Below are 21,509 nucleotides of genomic sequence, written 5' to 3'. Positions count from 1 at the left end.
CATGGCACAAAACCGCATCCCTCGTGGCAGCCACGGCGAGATCAAGGTCAAGCAGCTCCCCGACGGCCGATGGACCGCACGCGCTCAGGTCCGTGACGTCGACGGCCGGATCCGGTCTGTTCGCGTCACCGAGAAGACCAAAGGGGCGGTCAGCCGCAAGATCCACCGCCGCCTCACCGAACGCGTTGATCTCAGCGTCAGCGGCGTCACCGGTGACACCACTGTCGAAGCGCTCGCCGAGAGGTGGCTGCAGCACCGCACCGACCACGGCAAGGTCAAGACCAAAGGACTGCTGGCCCCCCAGACATTAGCGACCTACAACGCCGAGATCGAGCACGTGATCATTCCCGCCATTGGCCAGGTCCAGGTGCGCGAGATCAACGTCCCCTTCCTCGACCGGCTCTTCGCCGACGTCGAGCATGGACGCAAGCACGGTCTCTACCAAGCCAGAGAAGGCGGCAGATCCACACGCCAGCTAAGGGTCGTGCTCGGGGGGATCATTGGCCTTGCCGTCACCCACGGCGCCCTGCCCGCCAACCCCATGCGCGACGCCTCCCAATCCGCCCGCGAACCCAAGCCCGAAGTTGAGTACCTCACCGTCGATCAGGCCCACCACCTCCGGGTCCGAGTACGACGCGAAACGATGCGACTTCAAGGGCGACGGATGCCGAACTGTGACCTCGAAGAGTTCGTCGACCTCATGCTCGGCACCGGCATGCGCGAAGGCGAAGGCCTCGCCATCCGACCCGTCGACCTCAGCGGACTCGACCCTAGCGATGACACACCAGATCGGCTGCCGGTGTTGCACGTGCGCGGAACGCTCATCGAACCCCGCAAGGGTTTCGTCGACAAGCTCCATCGACAAGACACCACCAAGTCCCGCGAAGACCGCCGGCTCATCCTCCCCGAGGCGGTCGCCGAAATGCTCCGTGAGCGAATGCGCCGCCAATCACCGGCCAGTCCCGAGTCCCCGATCTTCGCTACCCGCAACGGAAACTGGCTCTCACCCTCAAATATGCGCACCCGACTCCGAGTGGCCATCGCGCGCGCCGTCGAGCAAGGGTCACCCGCCGACAAGGAACTCGATGGCACCACCCTGCACACGCTGCGACGCACCGTCGGAACTCTCATCGCCCACGAAGTCTCCCTCGACGCTGCGCGCGAACAGCTCGGGCACAGAGACCCGTCTGTTACCTACCAGCACTACGTAGGCAAACGAACCCTCGCTCCCGACCTGCGGGCGACTCTTGATCTGCTTCTCCCACAGTGATCGGCTCCATGCACGCCCGGGTCACAGTCCCGGCCACAGCGATTCCGCCAACTGGCATCCGGCACGCCCCATATCGGTGCTCGGCGACGTCCGCCGTCGTGAGTTAGCTGTGGGCTGGTCAGCGAACCAGGTTCGGCGGCCGAGTGTGATGTCCGTCGGCGCACGCGGAACTCGCGGCCAGCATGATCGGATCGTCGAAGGCCAAATTTATGGAACGGCGCGAGCACCGCCTGACCCAGAGACCCGCGCCAGCCTCCGCGCCCGCTCCTGCTTCTTGGCCAGTAACCAGCGCAAGACATGGCGCGTTCAATAGCCATCCAGCTGCTTGCCCCCAGCGGGATTCGCTCAGCGCTAAGCGCCGACCTGTGCTTCTTTGCCTTGCGGCCAAGCGCCGGGCCTGTGCTTCTTTGCCTTGCGGCCGAAGTAGGGCGCCGTCGAGGAAGTCGGGGTATCCCTCACAACCAGTCGGGAAATGCTCTGCGCGGTAACGGGTTCCAGCAGTGGACGGTGCCAATCGCCAGCGACCGTGGTCGCAGCGGTGGCCATTAGTTGACCTGCCGGTCGCGGCCCTCCCAGTAGGGCGCCCGCAGCTTGAACTTCTGGAGTTTGCCGGTCGCGGTGCGTGCGAGCACGTCGCGGAACTCCACCGACGTCGGCGCTTTGAAGCCGGCCACCTTGGACTTGCAGTAGGCGATGAGGTCGGCCTCGGTGAGGTCGGAGCCCTCTGCCTTCACCACGAGCGCCTTGATCGTCTCGCCCCACTTCTCGTCCGGGACGCCGATCACGGCGACCTCCGCGACGTCGGGGTGGGAGAAGATCACGTCCTCGACCTCGATCGAGGAGACGTTCTCGCCGCCGGTGATGATCACGTCCTTCTTGCGGTCCTGGATGGTCAGGTAGCCGTCGTCGCCGATCACACCCCCGTCGCCGGTGTGGAACCAGCCGTCACTGAGGGCGGCCTGGGTCTCCTCGGGCTGCTCCCAGTAGCCCTCGAGGACGACGTTCGACCGGGCCAGCACCTCGCCGTCCTCGGAGACCCTGAGCGTCACCCCGATCGCCGGGGTGCCCGCGCGGACGAGCTTCGCGGCGCGCTCCTCCGCCGGCAGGTCGTCCCACTCCGACCGGGTGCGGTTCACCGTGAGCAGCGGCGAGGTCTCGGTCAGGCCGTAGATCTGGAGGAACTCCCAGCCCAGCTCCTCCTGCACGCGCACGATCGTCTTCGTCGGCGGCGGCGCACCGGCCACGATAATCCGCACCCGGTCGCGACCTGGGATCGCGCCCTCCCAGGTGGATGCGGCGTCGAGGACCGCATTCACGACCGCGGGCGCCGCGCACATCACCGTCACCCCGTACTTCTCGACGCGGCGCAGGATCTCGGCGCCGTCGACCTTGCGCAGCACGATCTGCGGGACCCCCATGCCGGTCATCGCGAACGGCATCCCCCAACCGTTCGCATGGAACATCGGCAGCGTGTGCAGGTAGACGTCGCGATCGGTCACCCCGGCATGCAGCGCGAAGGTGACCGCATTGGTCCAGATGTTGCGGTGGGTGATCTGCACGCCCTTCGGGCGGGCCGTCGTGCCGGACGTGTAGTTGATCGTCGCCGTCGCGTTCTCGTCGTGCTCCCAGGCACGCGGCTCCACCCCCTGCACGAACAACTGCTCGTCGTCCCCGAGCACGAACTTGTGCTCGCAGTCGACGCCCGCGAGGTGCTCCTCGAGCTCCGGGTCGACGTACAGGACGCGCGCGCCGCTGTGCTTGACGATGAAGCCGACCTCCTCGGCCGACAGCCGGAAGTTCACCGGCACCAGCACCCTGCCGTAGCCGGACACCCCGAAGAACGCCGTCAGCAGGCGCGCGCTGTTGTGCGAGACGAACGCGACGCGCTCACCGACCGCAATGCCGAGCTGGTCCAGCCGGACGGCGATCGCGGCGGCCCACGCGCCGAGCTCACCGTAGGTCAGGTCCCCCAGCGACGGAGCCGGCTGCTCGGGCTCGTCGACGACGCCGATCCGGTCGCCGTAGACCGCGAGGGCGCGGTCGAGGAAGTCGCTGGTACTGAAGGGAACGATCATGTTGTCAGTCCTTCTTGGTCGGGAGACAGGGGACGCCACCTGCTCTGGGTTCTCGGGTGTACTGCGGATGTCCGGCGGGCGCTCACCGCACTGCTTCCACTCCTTCGGTGGCAGTCCGAGACGGGCAGTGGTCTTCTCGGCGCATCTGCACCTTCCGGTTCCCGCCAACGGTCGCTTCGAGCGGCGGAGGGTCGACCTCACGGAAGGCGTGCGACTCAATGGATGACGGCTCCATTCGCTCGTCGCTGGCAGACCGCTGTGCTTACCAGCCGCGCTCGGCCAGCCGGTGCGGCTGCGGGATGTCCTCCACGTTGATGCCGACCATGGCCTCGCCGAGACTGCGGGAGACCTTCGCGACGACGTCGGGGTCGTCGTGGAAGGTGGTCGCCTTCACGATCGCCTCGGCCCGCTCGGCCGGGTTGCCGGACTTGAAGATGCCGGAGCCGACGAACACGCCCTCGGCGCCGAGCTGCATCATCATCGCCGCGTCGGCCGGGGTGGCGATCCCCCCCGCGGTGAACAGCACGACGGGCAGCTTCCCCTTGTGGGCCACCTCCACGACGAGGTCGTAGGGCGCCTGCAGCTCCTTGGCGGCGACGTACAGCTCGTCCTCGTTGAGGGCACCCAGCCGGCGGATCTCGCGACGGATCGTGCGCATGTGCGTCACGGCGTTCGACACGTCGCCCGTGCCGGCCTCGCCCTTGGAGCGGATCATCGCCGCACCCTCGGTGATCCGGCGCAGAGCCTCACCGAGGTTGGTGGCACCGCAGACGAAGGGAACCGTGAACGCCCACTTGTCGATGTGGTTCGCGTAGTCGGCCGGGGTGAGCACCTCGGACTCGTCGATGTAGTCCACCCCGAGGCTCTGCAGGACCTGCGCCTCGGCGAAGTGGCCGATCCGCGCCTTGGCCATCACCGGGATCGAGACCGCCTCGACGATCGAGTCGATCATGTCGGGGTCGCTCATCCGGCTCACACCGCCCTGGGCGCGGATGTCGGCCGGCACCCGCTCGAGCGCCATCACGGCCACAGCTCCGGCGTCCTCGGCGATCTTGGCCTGCTCGGCAGTGACCACGTCCATGATCACGCCGCCCTTGAGCATCTCGGCCATGCCCCGCTTCACCCGCGAGGTGCCGGTGGGCTCACTAATCTCAGAGTCTCCTCGACCGTTTGGGTGCGGACCCCCACAGCGTTCGGAGACATCTGCTGACACGCGGTTGGTTGCCACCGTTCCACCTCCGTCGTTGATGCAGCGCCCACTTAGGTTCGGTTGCCTCTGCCCATGTCCGCCACGCATGAATGAAGCGCCGCGAGCAGCGTTCGAGCTCGCGGGTCACCGTCCGGATGTGCTCGCATGTTGTTCATTGCATAGGAGAAGGTCACTCCGTGTGCCGGCCAAGCCCCATGTACGGACCCACCCGCGCCCGTGTGGCCGAACGCAACGTCAGGCGGGCCGAACGGCGAATCAGCTGTCTGTAGTTCGAATCCGGCGCTATAGGCGAGCAGTTCGCCGGTGAATGGATCAACACCCTCAGCAAGTAGAGTCGTTGTGCGCTCGAACGTCTTCTTGGAGATGATGGACGGAGAATTTCCTGGGAGGAGCGCCGCGTACAACCGTGCTATCGAGCGCGCGGTGGCGATGACGTTCGCCGCGGGGATCTCGGCAGCATGCCACGAGGCACGATTCCAAAGGACTTCGTTCGCGGGGAAGATTTCGGGATTCCGCCAGATAGCGCTCCAAAGGCCGTCGCCACCAAACGTCACACCGCTCAGGTACGGGTCTTCAATCCACTCCGAGCTGTATTGAAGAGTCGAGACGCGTGATTCAAACCGACTCGGGAGGCCAAGCCAGAGTTCGAGGCCTAATCCTTGCGCGAGTTCCTCCGCGACGAACTGGCCGATGGGTCGGCCGTCGACGCGGCGGACAATTTCGGCGCAGAGCCAACCGAAGGTCAGTGCATGATAGGAGACTTCAGTTCGGGGGTCAGTCTCGGGAGACTGCTTAGCCAGCAGGTCAGCCATGGCACGGCCGTCCAAGAACGTTGTCTCGTCAACCGTGGAACGAACGCAGGGCATTCGGGCGCGATGGGATGCGACATCGGCAACCGTGAGTCCAGACTTACCGGCGGAAGCGAACTCGGGCCAGTGTTTCGCCACCTTGTCACTGAGATCCAACATGCCCCGGTCGATCAGCAACGCAAGACATATCGCCACGACGCCCTTCGATCCTGAGAAGATCAATTGGAGCGTGTCTCGTTTCCAGGGCTCGCCACTCAAGGCGCTCTTAGCGCCACCCCAGATGTCGACAACCACCTCTCCATTGTGAGTCGCCGCGAAGGCTGCACCTACCTCGCCAAACGATTCGAAATTGGTGCGGAAGGCCTCGACAACAACTTCGAAGCCAGGGAGAACATCTCCCTGAATCCCGTTCCAATCGACAGCGATTGTTGTGCTCATCTTTGAAAGTCCCTTCTTTCCGCCGCCGCTGATCCGAGGTCATGCAACTCTGGTTCCGCTGCTCTCCAAGGTCCGGCACTGTTCTGCGCATGACACCATGCAGTGTGCCCAGTCGAGATCGTGACCGAAGGCGGGTCCACCTCCGCGCACAGCCTCTCGGCAATAGGGCAGCGCGTGCGGAAGCGACATCCGCTCGGAATATTCATCGCCGATGGCACCTCGCCGCTGACTGCGACTCGGACATGACCTCGCCTCGCACGCGAGGGTTGTGCACCCAATAGGGCAGCTGTGTAGGGATGCGAGGGGTTGCTAAATACCTTGTCGGTCGGACCAAACTCGACGACTCTGCCCAAATACATCACGGCAACGTCGTCTGCGACGTGCCCAACCAGTGGAAGGTCGTGCGATATGAAGATCATCGTCAGCTGGAGCTCCCGCTGCATGGCCGTGAGCAGGTTGAGAATCTGAGCCTGGATCGATACGTCCAGCGCGCTCGTCACCTCATCAGCTATGAGGACCCTGGGTTCGGTAGCCAACGCACGCGCGATTGCAACCCGTTGTCGTTGCCCTCCGGACAGCTCACGAGGCCTGCGATTCGCGATGTCGGAAGACAGCCCCACACTGTCGAGCAATTCACGGACCCGGGCAGGTCGCTGACTCTCATCTGCCAGCCCGTGCACGAAAAGCGGCTCCGTCAGTGCCTGGCCGATGGAAAGCCGAGGGTTCAGCGAGGAGTACGGATCTTGGTAGATCAACTGCACGTTCCGCCGGACTTGCCGTAGCCCCTCTGGGCTCATGCTTCCGATGTCTTGGCCCATGAAGTTCACCGACCCCGAGTCGAGGTCGAATAGCCGCACGAGCGCGCGCGCCAGTGTGCTCTTACCGCTGCCGGATTCGCCGACCACGCCAAGGGTGCGTTGCGGTTGAACGGCGATTGAGACTCCGTCGAGAGCTGCGACTTCGGGTGCTGCGCTACGAGTAAGGAGTTCCTTGAGCCCCAACCGTCCCTGGAATGCCTTCCTGGCGTCTCTAGCCTCGAGGATGGGAGTTCCGTCCCCCGAGCGTTGCGCGTCGATTGCCGTTGTCATCTCAAGACCTCATCCGCTCTGGGTCTACGCATGCCGACCCATGTTCCGGGACGGGCTTGTCCAGCGTCATATCTACAAGTGCACAATCAGCGTTGGCGTAGCCGCAGCGTGGGATGAAGGGACAACCCTCAGGCAGGTCACTCAGCTGCGGAGGCTGTCCGCTGATCGATGCGAGAGGCTGTCGATCCTTGATTCGGTCGGTGGGCAACGTTGATGCCATCAGGGCTGCCGTATAGGGATGCCGAGTGGAGTCAAGAACCTCGGAGACGCTGCCGTATTCGACCAAGTGGCCGGCATACATGACCGCGATCGCATCACACTCCTGAGCGATGACGCCCAGGTCGTGCGAGACAAGGACCATCGCCATGCCCTCTTCCTCACGCAAGTCCGCCAACAAGGCGAGGACTTGGTCCTGGACGGTCACATCCAGCGCCGTAGTCGGCTCGTCGGCAAGGAGTAGAGCCGGACGCGGAGCCACGGCGAGTGCGATCATCACGCGTTGACGCATCCCGCCACTCATTTGGTGCGGAAATTCATGGGCACGCCGAGCGGCTGACGGGATCCCGACACGATCGAGTAGAGCGACGGCTTCCTTCATCGCGTCTCGACGTCCCAGACCCCGTTTCACGCGAAGCACTTCACTGATCTGTGCTCCGATCGAAAGAACTGGGTTCAGAGCGCTCCCGGCGTCTTGAAACACCATGCCAATTTCGCTGCCGCGCACCCGTTCCAGCTCGCGAATGCCCAGCCGTAGCAGGTCACGCCCATTGAGCTGCACCTCACCCGAAAGGATGCGTCCCGGCGACGACAGCCCGATGAGCGACCGCAAGGTCGCACTCTTACCGCAGCCCGACTCGCCCACGAGTCCGAGAACCTGCTTGGGTTGTACGTCGAAACTGACACTGTCGGCGGCATGCACAAGACGCCCCTGGGGGTCAGCGAATGCCACCGACAGGTCACGCACCCGGAGCAGCGGTTCGGCATTGGGCGTGAGGGTCGGGAGGGTCATTTGGTCCATGCCAACCCCTGGCCCATCCGAGCTGCAAGACCGTCTCCGATCAGGCTGAGACTCAGGCCAATGAGGACGAGTACACCGCCCGGCATCACGGTGATCCACCATGCAGTGAGCACGTACTGCTGCCCGTCGCTGATGATTCCCCCGAGTTCTGCAGTGGGCGGTTGCACTCCCAGCCCCAAGAACGACAAGGTTGCGAGGGCGACGATGTTCATGACGACGTCGATCATGCTGTAGACGATCGCCGGCTGGACCACGTTTGGTAGCGCATGGCGGAGGAGAACCCGTGAACGCGAGTATCCGAGAGTCCGGGCAGCGCTGACAAAGTCGCGCTCCCTAATCGACAACATCTCCGCGCGAGTAAAGCGCGCATAGAGAGCCCAGCCTGCGAGCGGCACAGCGATATACACCCCTTTGAGACCCGGCCCAACTGCGGCGATCATGCAGATGATCAGGACCAGGAAGGGAAAAGCTAGAACGATGTCGGCCGCGCGCATGATTGCCGCGTCGATGAAGCCACCGCGCATGCCAGCGACCGCTCCCAACGAGATGCCGATGAGGACCGAAATTGCCGTCACCACGATGGCCACTCGAAGGTCGAGTGAGAGTGCTGAAACACTCCGGCTCAGGATGTCGCGCCCAACATCATCAGTTCCGAACGGATGTTGCATGGATGGTGGGGAAAGCGCCGCAGCGAGGTCCTGCTGGTGAGAGGGCGCCAGTGGCAACACGGGTTGTGCGAGCGCAGTTAGCACTAGAACGGCGAAGAGCACAAGACCAGTGCGGAAGGAGATCGCTTCCCAGCGCCGGTGCGACCTACGCCGACGAATCATGGCGGCTGCGATCGACTCAGGACGCACACCCGCAGAGATGATCGCCATCACATCCGCACCCTTGGGTCGAGGAACATGTACATCAGATCTGCTGCCAAGTTTCCCAACACGACAGCCGAGGCAAAGATGAAGGTGACAGCTTGAATTGTCGTGTAGTCGCGAACTTGGACTGCATGTACAAGCAGTGATCCGAGCCCGGGCAAGGCAAAAACTTGTTCGACCGCGACGTCGATGCTCAGGAGGGTTCCAATCGACGCGCCGATGTAAGTTACGCTCGACGTCAGCGAGTTCCGTAGAGCGTGGCGAGCGAGCACCCGTCCGCCACTTAGGCCGCGGGCCCGAGCCGATTCCACGTATTCTGCCTGCAACGTCTCTAGAGTGCTCGCTCGCAGAAGGCGCATCAGGATCGGGAAGACGAAGAGCGAAACCGTGATCGCCGGAAGTGTGAGAGTTCGAGCAATACCGGCGGGGGATCCGCCATCAAAGCCCGAAGTTGGGAATAGGCTCAACTTCAATCCGAAGACGATGGCCAAGATCAGCCCGAACCAGAATGACGGGATCGCGTACAACACCACGGACGCGAGTCTCACGGTGTGATCAATAATCGTGTTTGCTCTTAACGCGCTTAGCGTCGCGAGTGGGATTGCCGCCGCGAGCGAGAGAAGTATCGAGATGCCGACGAGAAGGAAGCTGGGCTCGAGGCGAGGACGGACCAGGTCAGCCACTGGAGCGTGATCGGTGATCGAGTCGCCTAGTTTGCCGTGGGTTAGCTCGCCGAGGTAGTTGGCGTATTGGTGCACGAGACTCTGGTCCAAGCCGAGTTCGTGCTGCAACTGCGTGACTGCCTCTTCCGTCGCCCGCGGCCCTAGGACCGCACGCGCCGGGTCGCCAGGGACGACGTGCATGGCGATGAAGACGACCACTGTCACCCCCCACAATACGAACACGCATTGCAGAAGACGCGTCACAACGTATCTGCCCATTCGGCTAGCTCTCCTAGCGCCCTAGTGGTGGGCGCCGGCCCGTTCGCTGGGCCGGCGCCGTCTCGTTTCGAACTCTTCAATTCAGGAGGAAGTCCACGTTCCGTACAAGAGGGGCCAGAATGTGCCCACTGCGACGAACCCGTGCACGTTGTCCCTGACTGCAAACAGGTTCGGCACGTGCACCAGGCTGATGATCGGCTGCTCGTCGTGGAGGATGCGCTGGTACTCGGAGAAGTTCCGCTTCCGAACGCCTTCGTCCATCGTGCTGGTTGCCTGCTCGACCAACTGTCGGGCCTGAGGATTGTCCCAGCCACTGAAGGGGAAGTTGCCCTTCGCTGGCTTGGCCACCATGAAGGAGTCGAACTCGTCATCGAGGGCAATGTCGGAGGTTTGATCAACTGGCCGGAACATGATCAGGTCGAAGTTCTGGCTTGCGGCCGCATTGGACAGCGAACTGAGATCGCGCTCTTGGACGTTGAGCTTCACGCCTGCCTTTGCCCAAGACTCTTGCAGAATTGTCGCCACCTGCTTGCCGATCGCGTCGCCGCTCACGATTGACAGGGTTACGCTGAGGTTCGCCTCGTTCGCGCTGGCCAGCAGTTTTTTAGCTTTGTCGATGTCATACGGGTATGGCTTGATCGATTCGTCCATGTACTTCGTTGGCATGTTCGCCGTTGCTGCTGCGGGCGCAAGGCCGTGAAAGACGACCTTCGAGATCTGCTCGAGCGGAGTTGCGTAGACGAGCGCTTGGCGGACCGCCTTCTTGCTCAGATCCGGGTCGAAGCCGTTGATGATGATCCAGTCACTCGCGAACGCATTCTGGGCGAACACACTTGTCTTAGCCGCCGCCTTCACCCGATCAACCTGAGAGAAGGGAACTCCTTCGGCGATGTCGACGTCGCCGCTCTCGACCGCAAGCATTCGAGCGTTGTCGTCCGGGATGTACTTGTAGGTGAGGCGATCGAGGTAGGGCAGCCCCTTGCGCCAGTAGTAGGGGTTCCGCACGAGCTCAATCGTGGGGTCACCCGGGGAGAACTTGGTGACCACGAAGGGACCGGTTCCGACGGGGTGTAGGCCGAATTCCTTGTCGCCGAGCCGCTGGACTTCTGACTTGCAGACGATGTGCGTTAGGGACAGGTAGTTGAGAATGGCGGGCGTGACTCGCTTGAGGTCGAGCCGCACGTGGCTGTCGTCGACGACCGAGACAGTTTTGATCGACTCCAGGAGCACCGATCGGTTAGGCGAGAGCTTCGGGTCGCGCTGGGTATCGATGGAGTACTTGACGTCCTCGGGACTCAAGGGCTGCCCGTTGGAGAACTTCACACCTGAGCGCAGGTGGAACGTATACGACAGGTTGTCGTCACTGATGACCCACGAGTCGGCGAGTGCCGGCTCAAGCTTCGCAGGATCCGGTGTTACCTCTACGAGTTGGTCGTATACCTGGACCTGCACCATCAACTCGGCGTTCGAGACGCCGATCCATGGCGTGAAACTTGTCGGCTGCGCACTTCGGGCGAACGTCAAGTGTCCGCCGCGAACAGGCGTTCCGTCCGGCTGGAACGGCTTATTCACCTGAGCAGCCGCGGCGCCCGCATGGACACCGTCCAAGCTGTTCTCTTTCTCGGAACTCGTGCCTGAGCACGCGCCAGCGAGGGCGGCAACCCCCAGCGTCAAACTCAACGCGGCCGCGGCCCGCGCCAGGTTTCGGTCTGAGCGCATGTCGTTCCCTTCCTTTGAGCGTGCCTGGCTACGTGGACATGAATGAGCGGGAGACTCTCTCAAGTCTGGGACTTGAGCCTGCGCTCATGTCAACGCAACCTGGATCGCCGGATCGGTCCGGCATTCCGCACAATAGATCGAGTGGACGCGCCCTGTCAACGAACATGTACGGACAACTTGTGTCCCGCCGGTCTGCCGGACCGCGTCGGCACGCAGTCGATGTTGCTCCTTCGTCGATTCGGATCGCACGACGCCCCCGCAAATTGACCGCCCCGTCAGAACGCTCGAAATCGCCGATCTCGAGACGGGCCCTCGCTTGTCCGAGCACAACCATCCCGATGCCTCGACGTGACGACCGGAGAACCGCTTCCTCACCTGGCCCAGCATCGCTACTGAAGGAGAGAGAGAGAGAGAGAGAGAGAGACGAAAGACGAACTCCCCTTACCAGTCGCGGAGCTACACGCCACACATACAGTGGTTCGGCTCGGACTCGCCAACGGTCGACCACGGAAACTCGGACGCGGTGCCGTCCGAATGACAATGTTGGACCTGACTAGGTAGGTCGACCTCAGAGGCACCGCGACAGAGGTGTCTGGTAAGCCGACAGCGCGGTCCTATCGGGTTCACGAACTGGATTCCTTGCGCAGAGCACGCGTCGTCGTCTTGCGGATCCGTGGTGGCGCCGGCGTGTTCGTCCTCCGGAGTGCTGCGATTGCGGGCCGCCGAACTGACAGATCCATTTCGTCTCCTGCCGACAGTCGTCGACAGCGGGCGGCTCTCGCCAATACGGACGGGTTCCTTTGGCGCAATCTGAACGGCCGGGCGCACCTCAAGGGAGGATCGGATCAGTCAACTCGATCGGCTGGAGGGGCGGTAGACCTGCGGACGATCAAGTCGGGCTCCAAAAGGCGCGGGGTCGCAGTGATCTCCCCGGCAAGCTGTTCCAGCACGGCACGGACGCTCATTTCCGCCAGCTCGGCAGCGGGCTGCATAACCGTCGTGAGCGCGATCATGGGAAGGCCTGCCATCTGGATATCGTCGAACCCCACGATGGACAGATCTCGGGGTACCTGCAACCCCAACTCACTAGCGCAGCCCATCAACTCGAGCGCGAGTACGTCAGATGTGGCAAAGACGGCTGTAGGCCGATCAGGCGCAGTCAGCATTGTCCGAATAGGTTCCAGGCGCCTCTCGTCTGACCGCTTGCCGGTGGTGCACCTGAGCGCAGCCTCCTGTCCGATATTCGCGCCCCTGAGAGCCGCCTTGTAGCCGGTAAACCGGGCATTGTCGACCGCCGGGGGCAGCAAGGCTCCGCTGAGGTAAGCAATACGCGTGTGACCGAGCTTTAGGAGATGATCAACGGCCATGATCGACCCCATGACATCGTCAACACCGATGCAGAGACCCGGTCCACTGGAGGCAAGTGAGACCACTGGGGTGGTGTGGCCCACGGTTTCCCGTACAACCTCCTCATCGTCTCCATAGGCGACGAGGATTAGAGCCGCTACCCGGTGCTCGGTCAGGTTCGTGAGCGCTCGTTCGGAATCTCGAAGATCCGGACCTGCTGTAGCCAGGAGCACCTTGAAGCCGTTGGCAGACGCGTAATGCTCGAGGTGGCCCGTTAGCTCAGAAACGAACGGGTCGAACAAGTCGCCGACCAATAGCCCCAAGATTTCACTGCGGCGCCGTATCAGGTCGCGTGCCCCGGCATGCGCGCGGTAGCCCAACGCCTTAGCAGCGTTCTCGACCCGTGTCCGGGTTGCGGTGGAGACTCGTCCGCGGTCCTGTAGCGCGTCCGAGGCCGTCGTCTTCGAGACCCCCGCCAACCGCGCGACGTCGCGGATCGTGGGCAGCGCAGTAGCACCCCAATTCGAACCCGTCCCAGTCACCGGGACAGTGTATAGATGCTCGGCTCGGTCCGGCACGGCAGACCGACGAGCTCGAAGCGTTCCGGTTGACAGGTGCCAACGGGGTCGAATAGCGTGTCGTTTCGATGCCGGAACGGTCCGGCACAATCCCGTCGAGGCGTGGAACGCGACCAGCATGGTCGAGACCAGCGGCGATCTGTTCATGCGCCCAAGCCCTAGGCGATTCGGGATGCAATCGGCAAGGGGACCACTCATGACCTTCATCAAATCGACCGACGTGGCCGATCGCCTCGCGCTGCTTGGTGGCCGGCCTGCTCGTGTTGCGGCGCCCCGCAAGTACCCGGTGTGGAGCGAGGAGTCACGCGCGCACGTCGCGCGCCTTCTCGAAGACGGTGTCGCGCTCGGTCTTAGCAAGCACCAGCCTGAGATCAACGCGATCGAGACGGCCCTTGCCGAGTTCTTCGGTGTTCCGTGGGCCCTTGGAACGTCGACCGGCAATGGAGCGCTCCACGGCGCTCTCATCGGACTCGAGTTGACTGCTGGCGACGAGGTCATGACGTCCCCATATACCTACGGGGTTTCGATCTCGAGCATCCTGCAGAACAACTGCATTCCGACGTTCTCTGACGTGATCGAGGGCACCGGGCTAATGGATCCCGAGTCGGTACGCGAACGCATCACCGAGCGAACGCGCGCACTGCTAGTGCCGCACATCTTCGGCAACCCAGCCGACATGACCGCTCTCTGCGCGATTGCCGATGAGTTCGATCTCAAGGTCATCGAGGACGGCAGCCAGGCCCACGGTGCTCGGCACCGAGGCAAGCGCATTGGTGGCTTCGGCGATGCAGCCGGGTTTTCGGCGAACGGGGTCAAGCCCATCGCAGCAACTGAGGCCGGGTTCATGGTCACCAAGCACGAAGAGGTCTACTGGAAAACGGTGGTGAGTACGCAGCACGCCGGAATGGGCGAACTGCCGGGTCGTGCCGCCGAGCCTGGATTCCCCGATGAGCTGCGAGACGCGGTCGACGGGTTGATCTACACCTTCCGTCTCGCTCCGGTCAGCGCAGCTCTGATGCAGGGTTGCCTTGAGCGTGTCGACCCCGACAACGAGGTTCGCCGCAGGCACCTGGAGATCCTTCGCGAAGGCATCGCAGATTTGAAGACGGTGTCGATCCCAAGCCTGTTGCACGAGGGCGACGTCTCGGCGATCCACCAGGTACTGGTGACGTTCGACGCAGAGGCGGCCGGGGTGTCCAAAGCGAGTTACCTGAAGGCGCTAAACGCCGAAGGCCTGTACTCATACGAGTACCTGCCGCGTCCCGTCCACCGTGCGCCGCGTCTATCGCCTGACTGGAACGGCCCGCGCGTGATGTGGACCGAAAACCTCAAGCGTGCGAACTACGACCCGACCAAGATCGAACTGCCACACGCTGAGAACCAGGTCAAGAACCATTTCAACCTGGTTTGGAACTACATCGACTACGACCCCGAGTTCATCCAGAGCATGGTCGACGCGTTCGTCAAGGTCGAGGCGAAGCTCGACGACTTGCGCGCCTACGAGAGGACCGCCTGAGCCGGCGCCGTACGGGTTCAGAGCGTGAAGGGCAATCGAAGGAGGTGGCACCAATGCGCGTAGTCGTCACAGGGGGCACGGGCTTTGTTGGTTCGAACGTCGTGAAACTGTGTGGCGAGTGGCACGGCGATGACGTGTTGGCTCTTGGTCGGACTGCTCCTCAGTTACAACTGCCTGGCGCGTTCGCCAGCGTGGACCTGCTCGACGGCTCGACTCTGTCTTCTACCGTCCGAGACTTCTCCCCTGAACTGGTGATCCACTCCGCGATCCTTAACGACTTCGAACAGATGTACTCGAACCGCACCGCGGCGTGGGACTCATACGTCGTCGCGACTCGCAATGTCATCGACGCCGCCAACAGTGTCGGCGCGACGATGGTCTACGTGTCAACGGATTGGGTCTTCGATGGGACGAGTCCTGATTCGGATGAATCGGCGCCCCCGAACCCAGTGAATCTCTATGGCTTCCTGAAGGCCGCCGGCGAGCTGGTTACGCTCGAGCGCGCACACGAGCCGATCGTTGCGCGCATCGCCGGGGTGAATGGCCTTCACTGGGCTCGACATGAGACACCGCGGTCCCAGGACTGGGGCTTCGGGTTCTTCGTGGCCTCACTTGTTGCGAGCCTCGAGAGGGGTGAGCCGTTCACGGTGTGGGAGAGCAACGACATCAACATGCGAGCGACCCCGAGCCTCGCGAGCGAGAGTGCTGAGATGATGCGACGGCTAGCGACGACTGGCCGGCGCGGCGTCTTCCATTGCTGCGGAGCCGATTCTGTGTCTCGCAGCGAACTCGCCGTCCTTGCGGCAGAGGTCTTCGAGCTCGACGCGAACCTGATCCTGGCGGGCCCACCGCCGAGATCGGTGATGCCCCCGCAGCCAATCCCGGAGGACACCAGTCTGAGCGCTCGCTCGACAGCTTTGTCGATCGGGTACGAGTTGCCCTCGGCGAAGCAGTTGTTGCTCGAGCTCAAGAATCAGTTGGCAACCGGCGAGGTCCGGCCCGTGGCTGAGCGGGTCACTCGTCACGACCAGGGGTGACCGACGGGCGTGCGCGGATCAGTTTCGAAGGTCAATCAGAGAGAGCGGAAGCATCAATGAATCAATATCGGATTGGCGTCGTCGGGCTGGGCCGCATTGGCCAGTTTCATGCCGAGACCATTAATGAGCTCTCCCGCGTGGGATCGCTTGTTGTCTCCGACATGGTGCCCCAGGTCACTGAGGCAGCAGCCAAGAAGCTCGGAGCTGAGGCTGCAGCGGACCCGCGGGCTCTCATCGCCTCGGATCTCGACGGTTTGGTAATTGCATCGGGTACTACTTCTCATCCCGAGCTCATTCTGGCGGGGCTCGAGGCGGGGATCCCCGTCTTCTGCGAGAAGCCAGTTGCACCGAGCACTGCGTTGAGTCATGAGGTTCTCTCGAGGTCCCGTGCAAGCAACGTACCTGTGCAGATCGGTCATCAGCGCCGTTTCGATCCGGCATTCCAAGCTGTGCGACAGGCGGTCAAGAACGGCGACCTCGGATGGTTGCACACGATTCGGTCGACGACGCTTGACCCTGAACCTCCGCCGGCCACCTACATTGCCTCGTCGGCGGGAATCTTTCCCGATTGCGGCGTCCACGACTTCGATGCGGTGCGTTGGATCTCAGGACAGGAAGTTGTCGAGGTCTTCGCGACGGGCTCGAACAAGGGCGACAAGACATTCTCCGAAGTCGGTGACGTTGACACTGCCGCGGCGATACTCACCCTTGACGACGGCACGATCGCGTTGGTGTCCAACAGCCGCTACAACGGGTCGGGTTACGACTGTCGATTGGAGGTGCACGGATCCATCGCCACAGCGGCGGCTGGTTGGGACGTTCACTCGCCGGTGCATTCGATGGAGAACGATGCCGACCAGCTGGGTCAGGACCCCCACCGACTCTTCATGAAGAGGTTCGGTGCGGCGTACGAAGCTGAGTTCGAGGCGTTCTTGGACGTCATCGAGGGGACCATCTCGTCGCCATGCACAATCGAGGATGCCGTGGAGGCTGGGCGTATCGCGGACGCCGCGACCTTGTCTCTGAAGGAGCAGCGCCCGGTGAAGATGAGCGAGGTGCGGCCGTGAAGATCGGAGCCGCGCCCGTCTCTTGGGGTATATGTGAGGTTCCTGGCTGGGGCTATCAGATTCCAGCTGCACGTGTGTTGGACGAGATGGCTCAGGTTGGCCTACGGGCGACCGAACTCGGCCCTCCCGGGTTCTTGCCCGACGACGGCAACAAGTTGGCCACTGAACTGAATGCGCGCGGCCTGCAGGCCATCGGAGCGTTCGCGCCAATCGTGTTACACGACCCAACTAGCGACGTAGTTGCTGATGCGCTTCCGTATCTTGAGCGACTCCGTGCCTGCTCCGCTGACACCCTCGTTGTTGCAGCAGCATCCGGTGTCGATGGCTATGACTCCCGCCCGCACCTGGACGACGAGCAGTGGGACCTGCTGCTCTCCAATCTAGAACTGTTGAGCGTGGCGGCAGCAGAACTCGGGATCACGGCAGTGCTGCATCCGCACATGGGCACCGTGGTCGAGCAGGAGTTCGAGGTACTCCGGGTACTCGACGGTAGCTCGATCCCGCTCTGTCTCGACACGGGACACCTGCTGATTGGTGGAACCGACCCGCTCGAACTGTGCAGCGCGCGAGGCGATCGAATTGCACATGTGCAACTGAAGGATGTTGACGCGCTGCTTGCGGCACAGGTCAAGGCCGGTGATCTCACCTACACCCAGGGGGTTGGACGAGGAATGTATCGGCCGCTCGGACAAGGTGATATCGATATCCGAGGCGTCGTGACGGAGTTGGCCGCTCGACGCTACACCGGATGGTTGGTCCTGGAACAGGATCGGATACTTCCAACTGAGCAAGCCGGAATCGACTCACTTGAGGAAGTGAAGGCGAGCGTCGCCTTTATGCAATCCGTGCTGGCTGAAGCCGGGAGCGGCAGGGGCCAGTCCTGATTTGGACTTCTCATGCTCTTCAACCGCATGGTGTAACGCCATCAAGATGCGCGGGTCTCGGGCTGTGCTGAGGAGCGTGTACGCGACGCGCGCAGTCTGTTAAGCGCGGTCGATTGCCGCACGCTCCTTGCACGCTCCTGACCCGAGATCTGGTCGATGCGGTCTGCAAGTGCTTTCGGCGAGCGTTGGATAACGCGCCGGTCCAGCAATCAATTAGGCAGGAGGACGGATCAAATGAGGGTCGGGATACCGAAGGAAGTCAAGAACCACGAGTACCGGGTGGCGATCACCCCGGTCGGAGTCCACGAGCTGGTCGAGCACGGCCACGAGGTCTTCGTCGAGCGTGGTGCCGGCCTCGGGTCGTCGATCCCCGACCACGAGTACGAGGCGGCCGGCGCCCAGCTGTCGGACTCCGCCGACGAGGTCTGGGGCAACGCCGAGACCGTGCTCAAGGTCAAGGAGCCGGTCGCCGAGGAGTACCACCGCCTCCGGGAGGGCCTGGTCCTGTTCACCTACCTGCACCTGGCCGCCGACAGACCCCTCACCGAGGAGCTGGTCAACCGCAAGGTCACCGCGATCGCCTACGAGACCGTTCAGCTGCCCTCGGGCGGGCTCCCGCTGCTCTACCCGATGTCGGAGGTCGCCGGCTGCCTGGCGCCCCAGGTCGGCGCGCACGAGCTGCTCAAGGCCCAGGGTGGCCGCGGCGTGCTGATGGGCGGGGTCGGCGGCGTCGCCAACGCGAAGGTGGTGATCATCGGGGCCGGCGTGTCGGGCCAGAACGCCGCGAACATCGCGCTGGGCATGGGTGCCGACGTCACCCTGCTCGACACCGACCTGGACAAGCTGCGGATGTCCTTCTGGCGCTACAACAACCGGGTCCACGGGCTGGCCTCTTCCAAGCTGGCGATCCGCCAGCAGGTGCTCGAGGCCGACATGGTCATCGGCGCGGTGCTGATCCCGGGTGCGAAGGCTCCCAAGCTGGTCACCAACGACCTGGTCGCGGAGATGAAGCCGGGCTCGGTGCTCGTCGACATCGCGGTCGACCAGGGCGGCTGCTTCGAGGACACCCACCCCACCACGCACGCCGACCCGACGTACCAGGTGCACAACTCGATCTTCTACTGCGTCGCGAACATGCCGGGCGCGGTGCCGAACACCTCGACCTACGCGCTGACCAACGCGACCCTGCCGTACGTCGTCGCGGTGGCCGACAAGGGCTGGGAGCAGGCGTGCCGCGAGGACCGGACCCTCGCCCTCGGGCTGAACACCCACTCCGGCTCGCTGACCAACGCACACGTCGCCAATGCACATGGGATCTTGGCCCTCGGGCTGACTGACCTGGGCTTGTCCGATGCGCGCTGACCGTGCCGTACGGGGACGGATGGATTTTGAACCCGAGGACACAGAACGGTCAGGTTCCGCCGCGCGTTGCTCATCAGTCGGACGTCGCGGACTTCAAACGTGGATCTCGTCCATCGACCTTCTCTGTTGATGGAAAATTGGGGCAGTCGCCCACAGTAGCCATTCGAGGAAGGCGCGGAGGCCGCAGCGGGTTCAGGGCGGTCACGTGACGCCTCGGCTAGTGCTTGTGATGGTGTCTTGAAAATCTGTCGAGGGCGTTCGTTGAGCTCTTGGGGGGATGGCGTCAAAGTCGGCCTGGGTCAGCGTGCGGAAGTCGAGGCGTCGGGGCAGATACTGGCGCAGCAGGCTGTTGGTGTTCTCGTTGCTGGCCCCGCTGCCAGGGCGACTTCGGATCACAGAAGTAGCCCAGCGTTGGTGAACCGCTGGCACTCGGCCGTTTCGTGGCTCAGGCCAGGTCAGCGATCGGGCCAGGTGTCTAGGCAGCGTGGTGACCGCAGCAGCTAACGCGTCGGCCTTGTTGTTTCCGTCCGGGGAGCGCCACGAGCATCAGACTCGGGTGGGAGCGCTCGACGAAGGTGGCGGACTCATGTTCTTAACCGAAGACCAGGCTGACCGCGACGGCGTAGTTGAGCCGTCTGGCGGAGAGGGCCAACCATGTTGACTTAGACCTCCGTCAGTTCGACCGGACGATTGAGCTGACATGACATCGCGGCTGCGGTCGCGATGCGCAACGACTCGAGCCCGTTGATCGCCGGACACGGGTTCTCCGCCTCGCCCGAAGTCCAAGTCACGAACGCTGAGGTTTCGCGACCGAACGCCTCCCGGAAACGTGACAAGAAGTCCGGGCAAGGGCTCAGCGTGGCGCCTCCACGGATCCCGTCTGCGTTTCGAAGCGGCGCGTGTTCGTCGTATCCAACGACAACGTTATGGCGTGATCCGTACAACTCGGCACGCACGTCATGGCCATCCGGGCTGTGTCGCGCACTGCTCACGACGATGCCAATGCCACTCTCCATGGTCAACACGGTGAGCGCTGTGTCAACGTCGTTGTAGGTCGCGAAGTAGTCCCGGTCGGTTCGATTGGCGCCAACGGCGAAGACCTGGACTACCTCTTCACCTGTTAACCAGCGCGCGAGGTCGTAGTCATGAACGCCGAGGTCTCGGAACAATCCCCCGCTGCCGCTGACGAAGAGTTCGGACGGAGGTTGGTGATCGTGCGAGATCAGACGAACGCCATAGAGCCTCCCTAGAGTGCCGTCGTCGAGGAGCGTCTTCGCCATGGAGTACTCATGGTCGAAACGCCGCTGGAATCCGATCTGGACTCCGACGCCGGCATTCTCGGACTCGCGCACGATCGCGCGGCAGTCCTCGAGGTCTATGGCCAGCGGCTTCTCCGTGAGCACTGGGAGGCCGAGCCCAAGTCCTAACCTGATGTGGGACGCGTGGTCGTCGCTCGAACCTGCGACTACGAGTGCGTCCGGGCGCTCGGCCAGTACCTCCTCAATCTCACCAGAGAACGCTGCACCTAGCTCGCGCGCGAGTCGCGCGGCGCGATCAATATTGGCACTCGCTATGCCGACCCACGAGACACGCTGGTCGGCCAGCAAGTGCGCCGCGCGCACGCGGGCCATCAGTCCCGTTCCGAGCACTGCGATTCTCACGCCCTACTCCTGTCTGTGGATGCCGGTATCAAGAGCTCGATTCACGCTGGATCACACATCGGCAGACCTGCGCGGCCAGCGGTGGCGTACTTCCAAAATGTGCCGGTTTCCAGTCCGGCGTTTCGGAAAGTACGATCCGCTCGAGCATTTTGGCCGATCTGCTGACGCGTTCAAGCCAGTTGACCAGCACGTCCTCGTGCTCGACGATCAACGGTTTGTCGTAGCCCACCGACCGCAGGGTATGGACGAGGTTCGACCGGAATGCCTCTCGCGCCTCCTGCCCGAGGCCCAGTGTGGATCAGCGACGGCGGCGACTTGGACGTCGGGATAGACCAGCCACGTGGGCAGGTGTGGTTGGCGTGCGATATCTCCAGCACCGATTACGTCGACACGCACTTTGGGGGGCACGCTGCTCCAATCTCAGCCGGTGCCGCTCGGTCGGGCGACTTCGGAGCACCTGAGTTTGAACGGTCGTACATTGTTCGACACTAGCCTCGGGCCGAACAGTGGTACGTACATGTAAGTCTGGATCTACGAAGTTGTCAAATACTTGTACGTACCTGTTCGGCATCATGCTATTCCGCGAATATCTCGACCGACGGTCGCCCTACCGCCGT

17 protein-coding genes and 1 pseudogene are annotated in these 21,509 nt (G+C 63.0%); 6 read left to right on the top strand and 12 right to left on the bottom strand.

Translation table 11 applies throughout. The features are described 5' to 3' along the window. The first annotated feature begins 1 nt into the window (after nucleotide 1). Nucleotides 2-1,270, top strand: a complete 1,269-nt coding sequence (locus ACVW00_RS00400) for a site-specific integrase (RefSeq protein WP_457108926.1) — start codon at nucleotides 2-4, stop codon at nucleotides 1,268-1,270. Between the two features lie 545 nt (nucleotides 1,271-1,815). Here the strand turns inward: ACVW00_RS00400 and ACVW00_RS00395 are convergent. From ACVW00_RS00395 to ACVW00_RS00355, 9 genes are all read right to left on the bottom strand, one after another. Next, complete coding sequence (locus ACVW00_RS00395) at nucleotides 1,816-3,345, bottom strand: AMP-binding protein (RefSeq protein WP_457108925.1); 1,530 nt, start codon at nucleotides 3,343-3,345, stop codon at nucleotides 1,816-1,818. Between the two features lie 262 nt (nucleotides 3,346-3,607). Then, nucleotides 3,608-4,495 (bottom strand): pyridoxal 5'-phosphate synthase lyase subunit PdxS, encoded by an 888-nt coding sequence (gene pdxS, locus ACVW00_RS00390; protein WP_457113057.1) that lies wholly within the window; start codon nucleotides 4,493-4,495, stop codon nucleotides 3,608-3,610. A gap of 110 nt (nucleotides 4,496-4,605) precedes the next feature. After that, a complete protein-coding gene (locus tag ACVW00_RS00385; RefSeq protein ID WP_457108924.1) occupies nucleotides 4,606-5,802 on the bottom strand; it encodes a serine hydrolase domain-containing protein in 1,197 nt (398 codons plus the stop codon). Continuing rightward, a complete protein-coding gene (locus tag ACVW00_RS00380; protein WP_457108923.1) occupies nucleotides 5,799-6,890 on the bottom strand; it encodes an ABC transporter ATP-binding protein in 1,092 nt (363 codons plus the stop codon). Before ACVW00_RS00380 ends, ACVW00_RS00385 begins: the two co-directional genes overlap by 4 nt. 1 nt (nucleotide 6,891) lies before the next feature. Continuing rightward, nucleotides 6,892-7,899 carry an ABC transporter ATP-binding protein gene (locus ACVW00_RS00375; RefSeq protein WP_457108922.1) on the bottom strand — a complete coding sequence of 336 codons (1,008 nt, stop codon included), beginning with the start codon at nucleotides 7,897-7,899 and terminating at the stop codon, nucleotides 6,892-6,894. Further along, nucleotides 7,896-8,786 carry an ABC transporter permease gene (locus tag ACVW00_RS00370; RefSeq protein WP_457108921.1) on the bottom strand — a complete coding sequence of 297 codons (891 nt, stop codon included), beginning with the start codon at nucleotides 8,784-8,786 and terminating at the stop codon, nucleotides 7,896-7,898. The genes ACVW00_RS00375 and ACVW00_RS00370 overlap by 4 nt, the downstream gene beginning before the upstream one ends. Next, nucleotides 8,786-9,721, bottom strand: coding sequence for an ABC transporter permease (locus ACVW00_RS00365; protein WP_457108920.1), 936 nt, complete (start codon nucleotides 9,719-9,721; stop codon nucleotides 8,786-8,788). Before ACVW00_RS00365 ends, ACVW00_RS00370 begins: the two co-directional genes overlap by 1 nt. An 81-nt stretch (nucleotides 9,722-9,802) precedes the next feature. Then, on the bottom strand, nucleotides 9,803-11,440 hold the full coding sequence (locus tag ACVW00_RS00360) for an ABC transporter substrate-binding protein (RefSeq protein WP_457108919.1): 1,638 nt from the start codon (nucleotides 11,438-11,440) through the stop codon (nucleotides 9,803-9,805). Nucleotides 11,441-12,285: 845 nt separating this feature from the next. Further along, nucleotides 12,286-13,329: a LacI family DNA-binding transcriptional regulator gene (locus tag ACVW00_RS00355; protein WP_457108918.1), complete on the bottom strand. Its 1,044-nt coding sequence runs from the start codon at nucleotides 13,327-13,329 to the stop codon at nucleotides 12,286-12,288. A gap of 232 nt (nucleotides 13,330-13,561) precedes the next feature. Between ACVW00_RS00355 and ACVW00_RS00350 the strand changes: the two genes are divergently transcribed. The 5 genes from ACVW00_RS00350 (at nucleotide 13,562) to ald (ending at nucleotide 19,231) form a co-directional block, all read left to right on the top strand. Continuing rightward, nucleotides 13,562-14,881 carry a DegT/DnrJ/EryC1/StrS family aminotransferase gene (locus tag ACVW00_RS00350; protein WP_457108917.1) on the top strand — a complete coding sequence of 440 codons (1,320 nt, stop codon included), beginning with the start codon at nucleotides 13,562-13,564 and terminating at the stop codon, nucleotides 14,879-14,881. A 53-nt stretch (nucleotides 14,882-14,934) separates the two neighbouring features. Continuing rightward, complete coding sequence (locus ACVW00_RS00345) at nucleotides 14,935-15,918, top strand: SDR family oxidoreductase (RefSeq protein ID WP_457108916.1); 984 nt, start codon at nucleotides 14,935-14,937, stop codon at nucleotides 15,916-15,918. After that, nucleotides 15,915-16,985 carry a Gfo/Idh/MocA family protein gene (locus tag ACVW00_RS00340; RefSeq protein WP_457108915.1) on the top strand — a complete coding sequence of 357 codons (1,071 nt, stop codon included), beginning with the start codon at nucleotides 15,915-15,917 and terminating at the stop codon, nucleotides 16,983-16,985. Before ACVW00_RS00345 ends, ACVW00_RS00340 begins: the two co-directional genes overlap by 4 nt. Next, complete coding sequence (locus tag ACVW00_RS00335; RefSeq protein WP_457108914.1) at nucleotides 16,982-17,869, top strand: sugar phosphate isomerase/epimerase family protein; 888 nt, start codon at nucleotides 16,982-16,984, stop codon at nucleotides 17,867-17,869. Before ACVW00_RS00340 ends, ACVW00_RS00335 begins: the two co-directional genes overlap by 4 nt. A 234-nt stretch (nucleotides 17,870-18,103) precedes the next feature. Beyond that, nucleotides 18,104-19,231 (top strand): alanine dehydrogenase, encoded by a 1,128-nt coding sequence (gene ald / locus ACVW00_RS00330; protein WP_457108913.1) that lies wholly within the window; start codon nucleotides 18,104-18,106, stop codon nucleotides 19,229-19,231. 203 nt (nucleotides 19,232-19,434) lie between these two features. Here ald and ACVW00_RS00325 read toward each other — a convergent pair. From ACVW00_RS00325 to ACVW00_RS00315, 3 genes and pseudogenes are all read right to left on the bottom strand, one after another. Further along, nucleotides 19,435-19,811, bottom strand: a pseudogene (locus ACVW00_RS00325) (IS30 family transposase); the annotation flags it as partial. 82 nt (nucleotides 19,812-19,893) lie between these two features. Then, complete coding sequence (locus tag ACVW00_RS00320) at nucleotides 19,894-20,892, bottom strand: Gfo/Idh/MocA family protein (protein WP_457108912.1); 999 nt, start codon at nucleotides 20,890-20,892, stop codon at nucleotides 19,894-19,896. Nucleotides 20,893-20,920: 28 nt separating this feature from the next. Continuing rightward, entirely contained in the window at nucleotides 20,921-21,121 is a 201-nt protein-coding gene (locus ACVW00_RS00315) for a hypothetical protein (protein WP_457108911.1), read from the bottom strand. Between the last annotated feature and the right edge of the window lie 388 nt (nucleotides 21,122-21,509).

Source organism: Marmoricola sp. URHA0025 HA25 (genome assembly GCF_054059435.1).
Note: the sequence above shows the minus strand (reverse complement) of the source record. Positions and strands in the feature narration are given on the sequence as shown.

Coding starts and splice junctions, on each gene's coding strand:
- ACVW00_RS00400 (WP_457108926.1), top strand. CDS start 2: ATGGCACAAAACCGCATCCCTCGTGGCAGCCACGGCGAGATCAAGGTC.
- ACVW00_RS00395 (WP_457108925.1), bottom strand. CDS start 3,345: ATGATCGTTCCCTTCAGTACCAGCGACTTCCTCGACCGCGCCCTCGCG.
- ACVW00_RS00385 (WP_457108924.1), bottom strand. CDS start 5,802: ATGAGCACAACAATCGCTGTCGATTGGAACGGGATTCAGGGAGATGTT.
- ACVW00_RS00380 (WP_457108923.1), bottom strand. CDS start 6,890: ATGACAACGGCAATCGACGCGCAACGCTCGGGGGACGGAACTCCCATC.
- ACVW00_RS00375 (WP_457108922.1), bottom strand. CDS start 7,899: ATGACCCTCCCGACCCTCACGCCCAATGCCGAACCGCTGCTCCGGGTG.
- ACVW00_RS00370 (WP_457108921.1), bottom strand. CDS start 8,786: ATGGCGATCATCTCTGCGGGTGTGCGTCCTGAGTCGATCGCAGCCGCC.
- ACVW00_RS00365 (WP_457108920.1), bottom strand. CDS start 9,721: ATGGGCAGATACGTTGTGACGCGTCTTCTGCAATGCGTGTTCGTATTG.
- ACVW00_RS00360 (WP_457108919.1), bottom strand. CDS start 11,440: ATGCGCTCAGACCGAAACCTGGCGCGGGCCGCGGCCGCGTTGAGTTTG.
- ACVW00_RS00350 (WP_457108917.1), top strand. CDS start 13,562: ATGACCTTCATCAAATCGACCGACGTGGCCGATCGCCTCGCGCTGCTT.
- ACVW00_RS00345 (WP_457108916.1), top strand. CDS start 14,935: ATGCGCGTAGTCGTCACAGGGGGCACGGGCTTTGTTGGTTCGAACGTC.
- ald (WP_457108913.1), top strand. CDS start 18,104: ATGAGGGTCGGGATACCGAAGGAAGTCAAGAACCACGAGTACCGGGTG.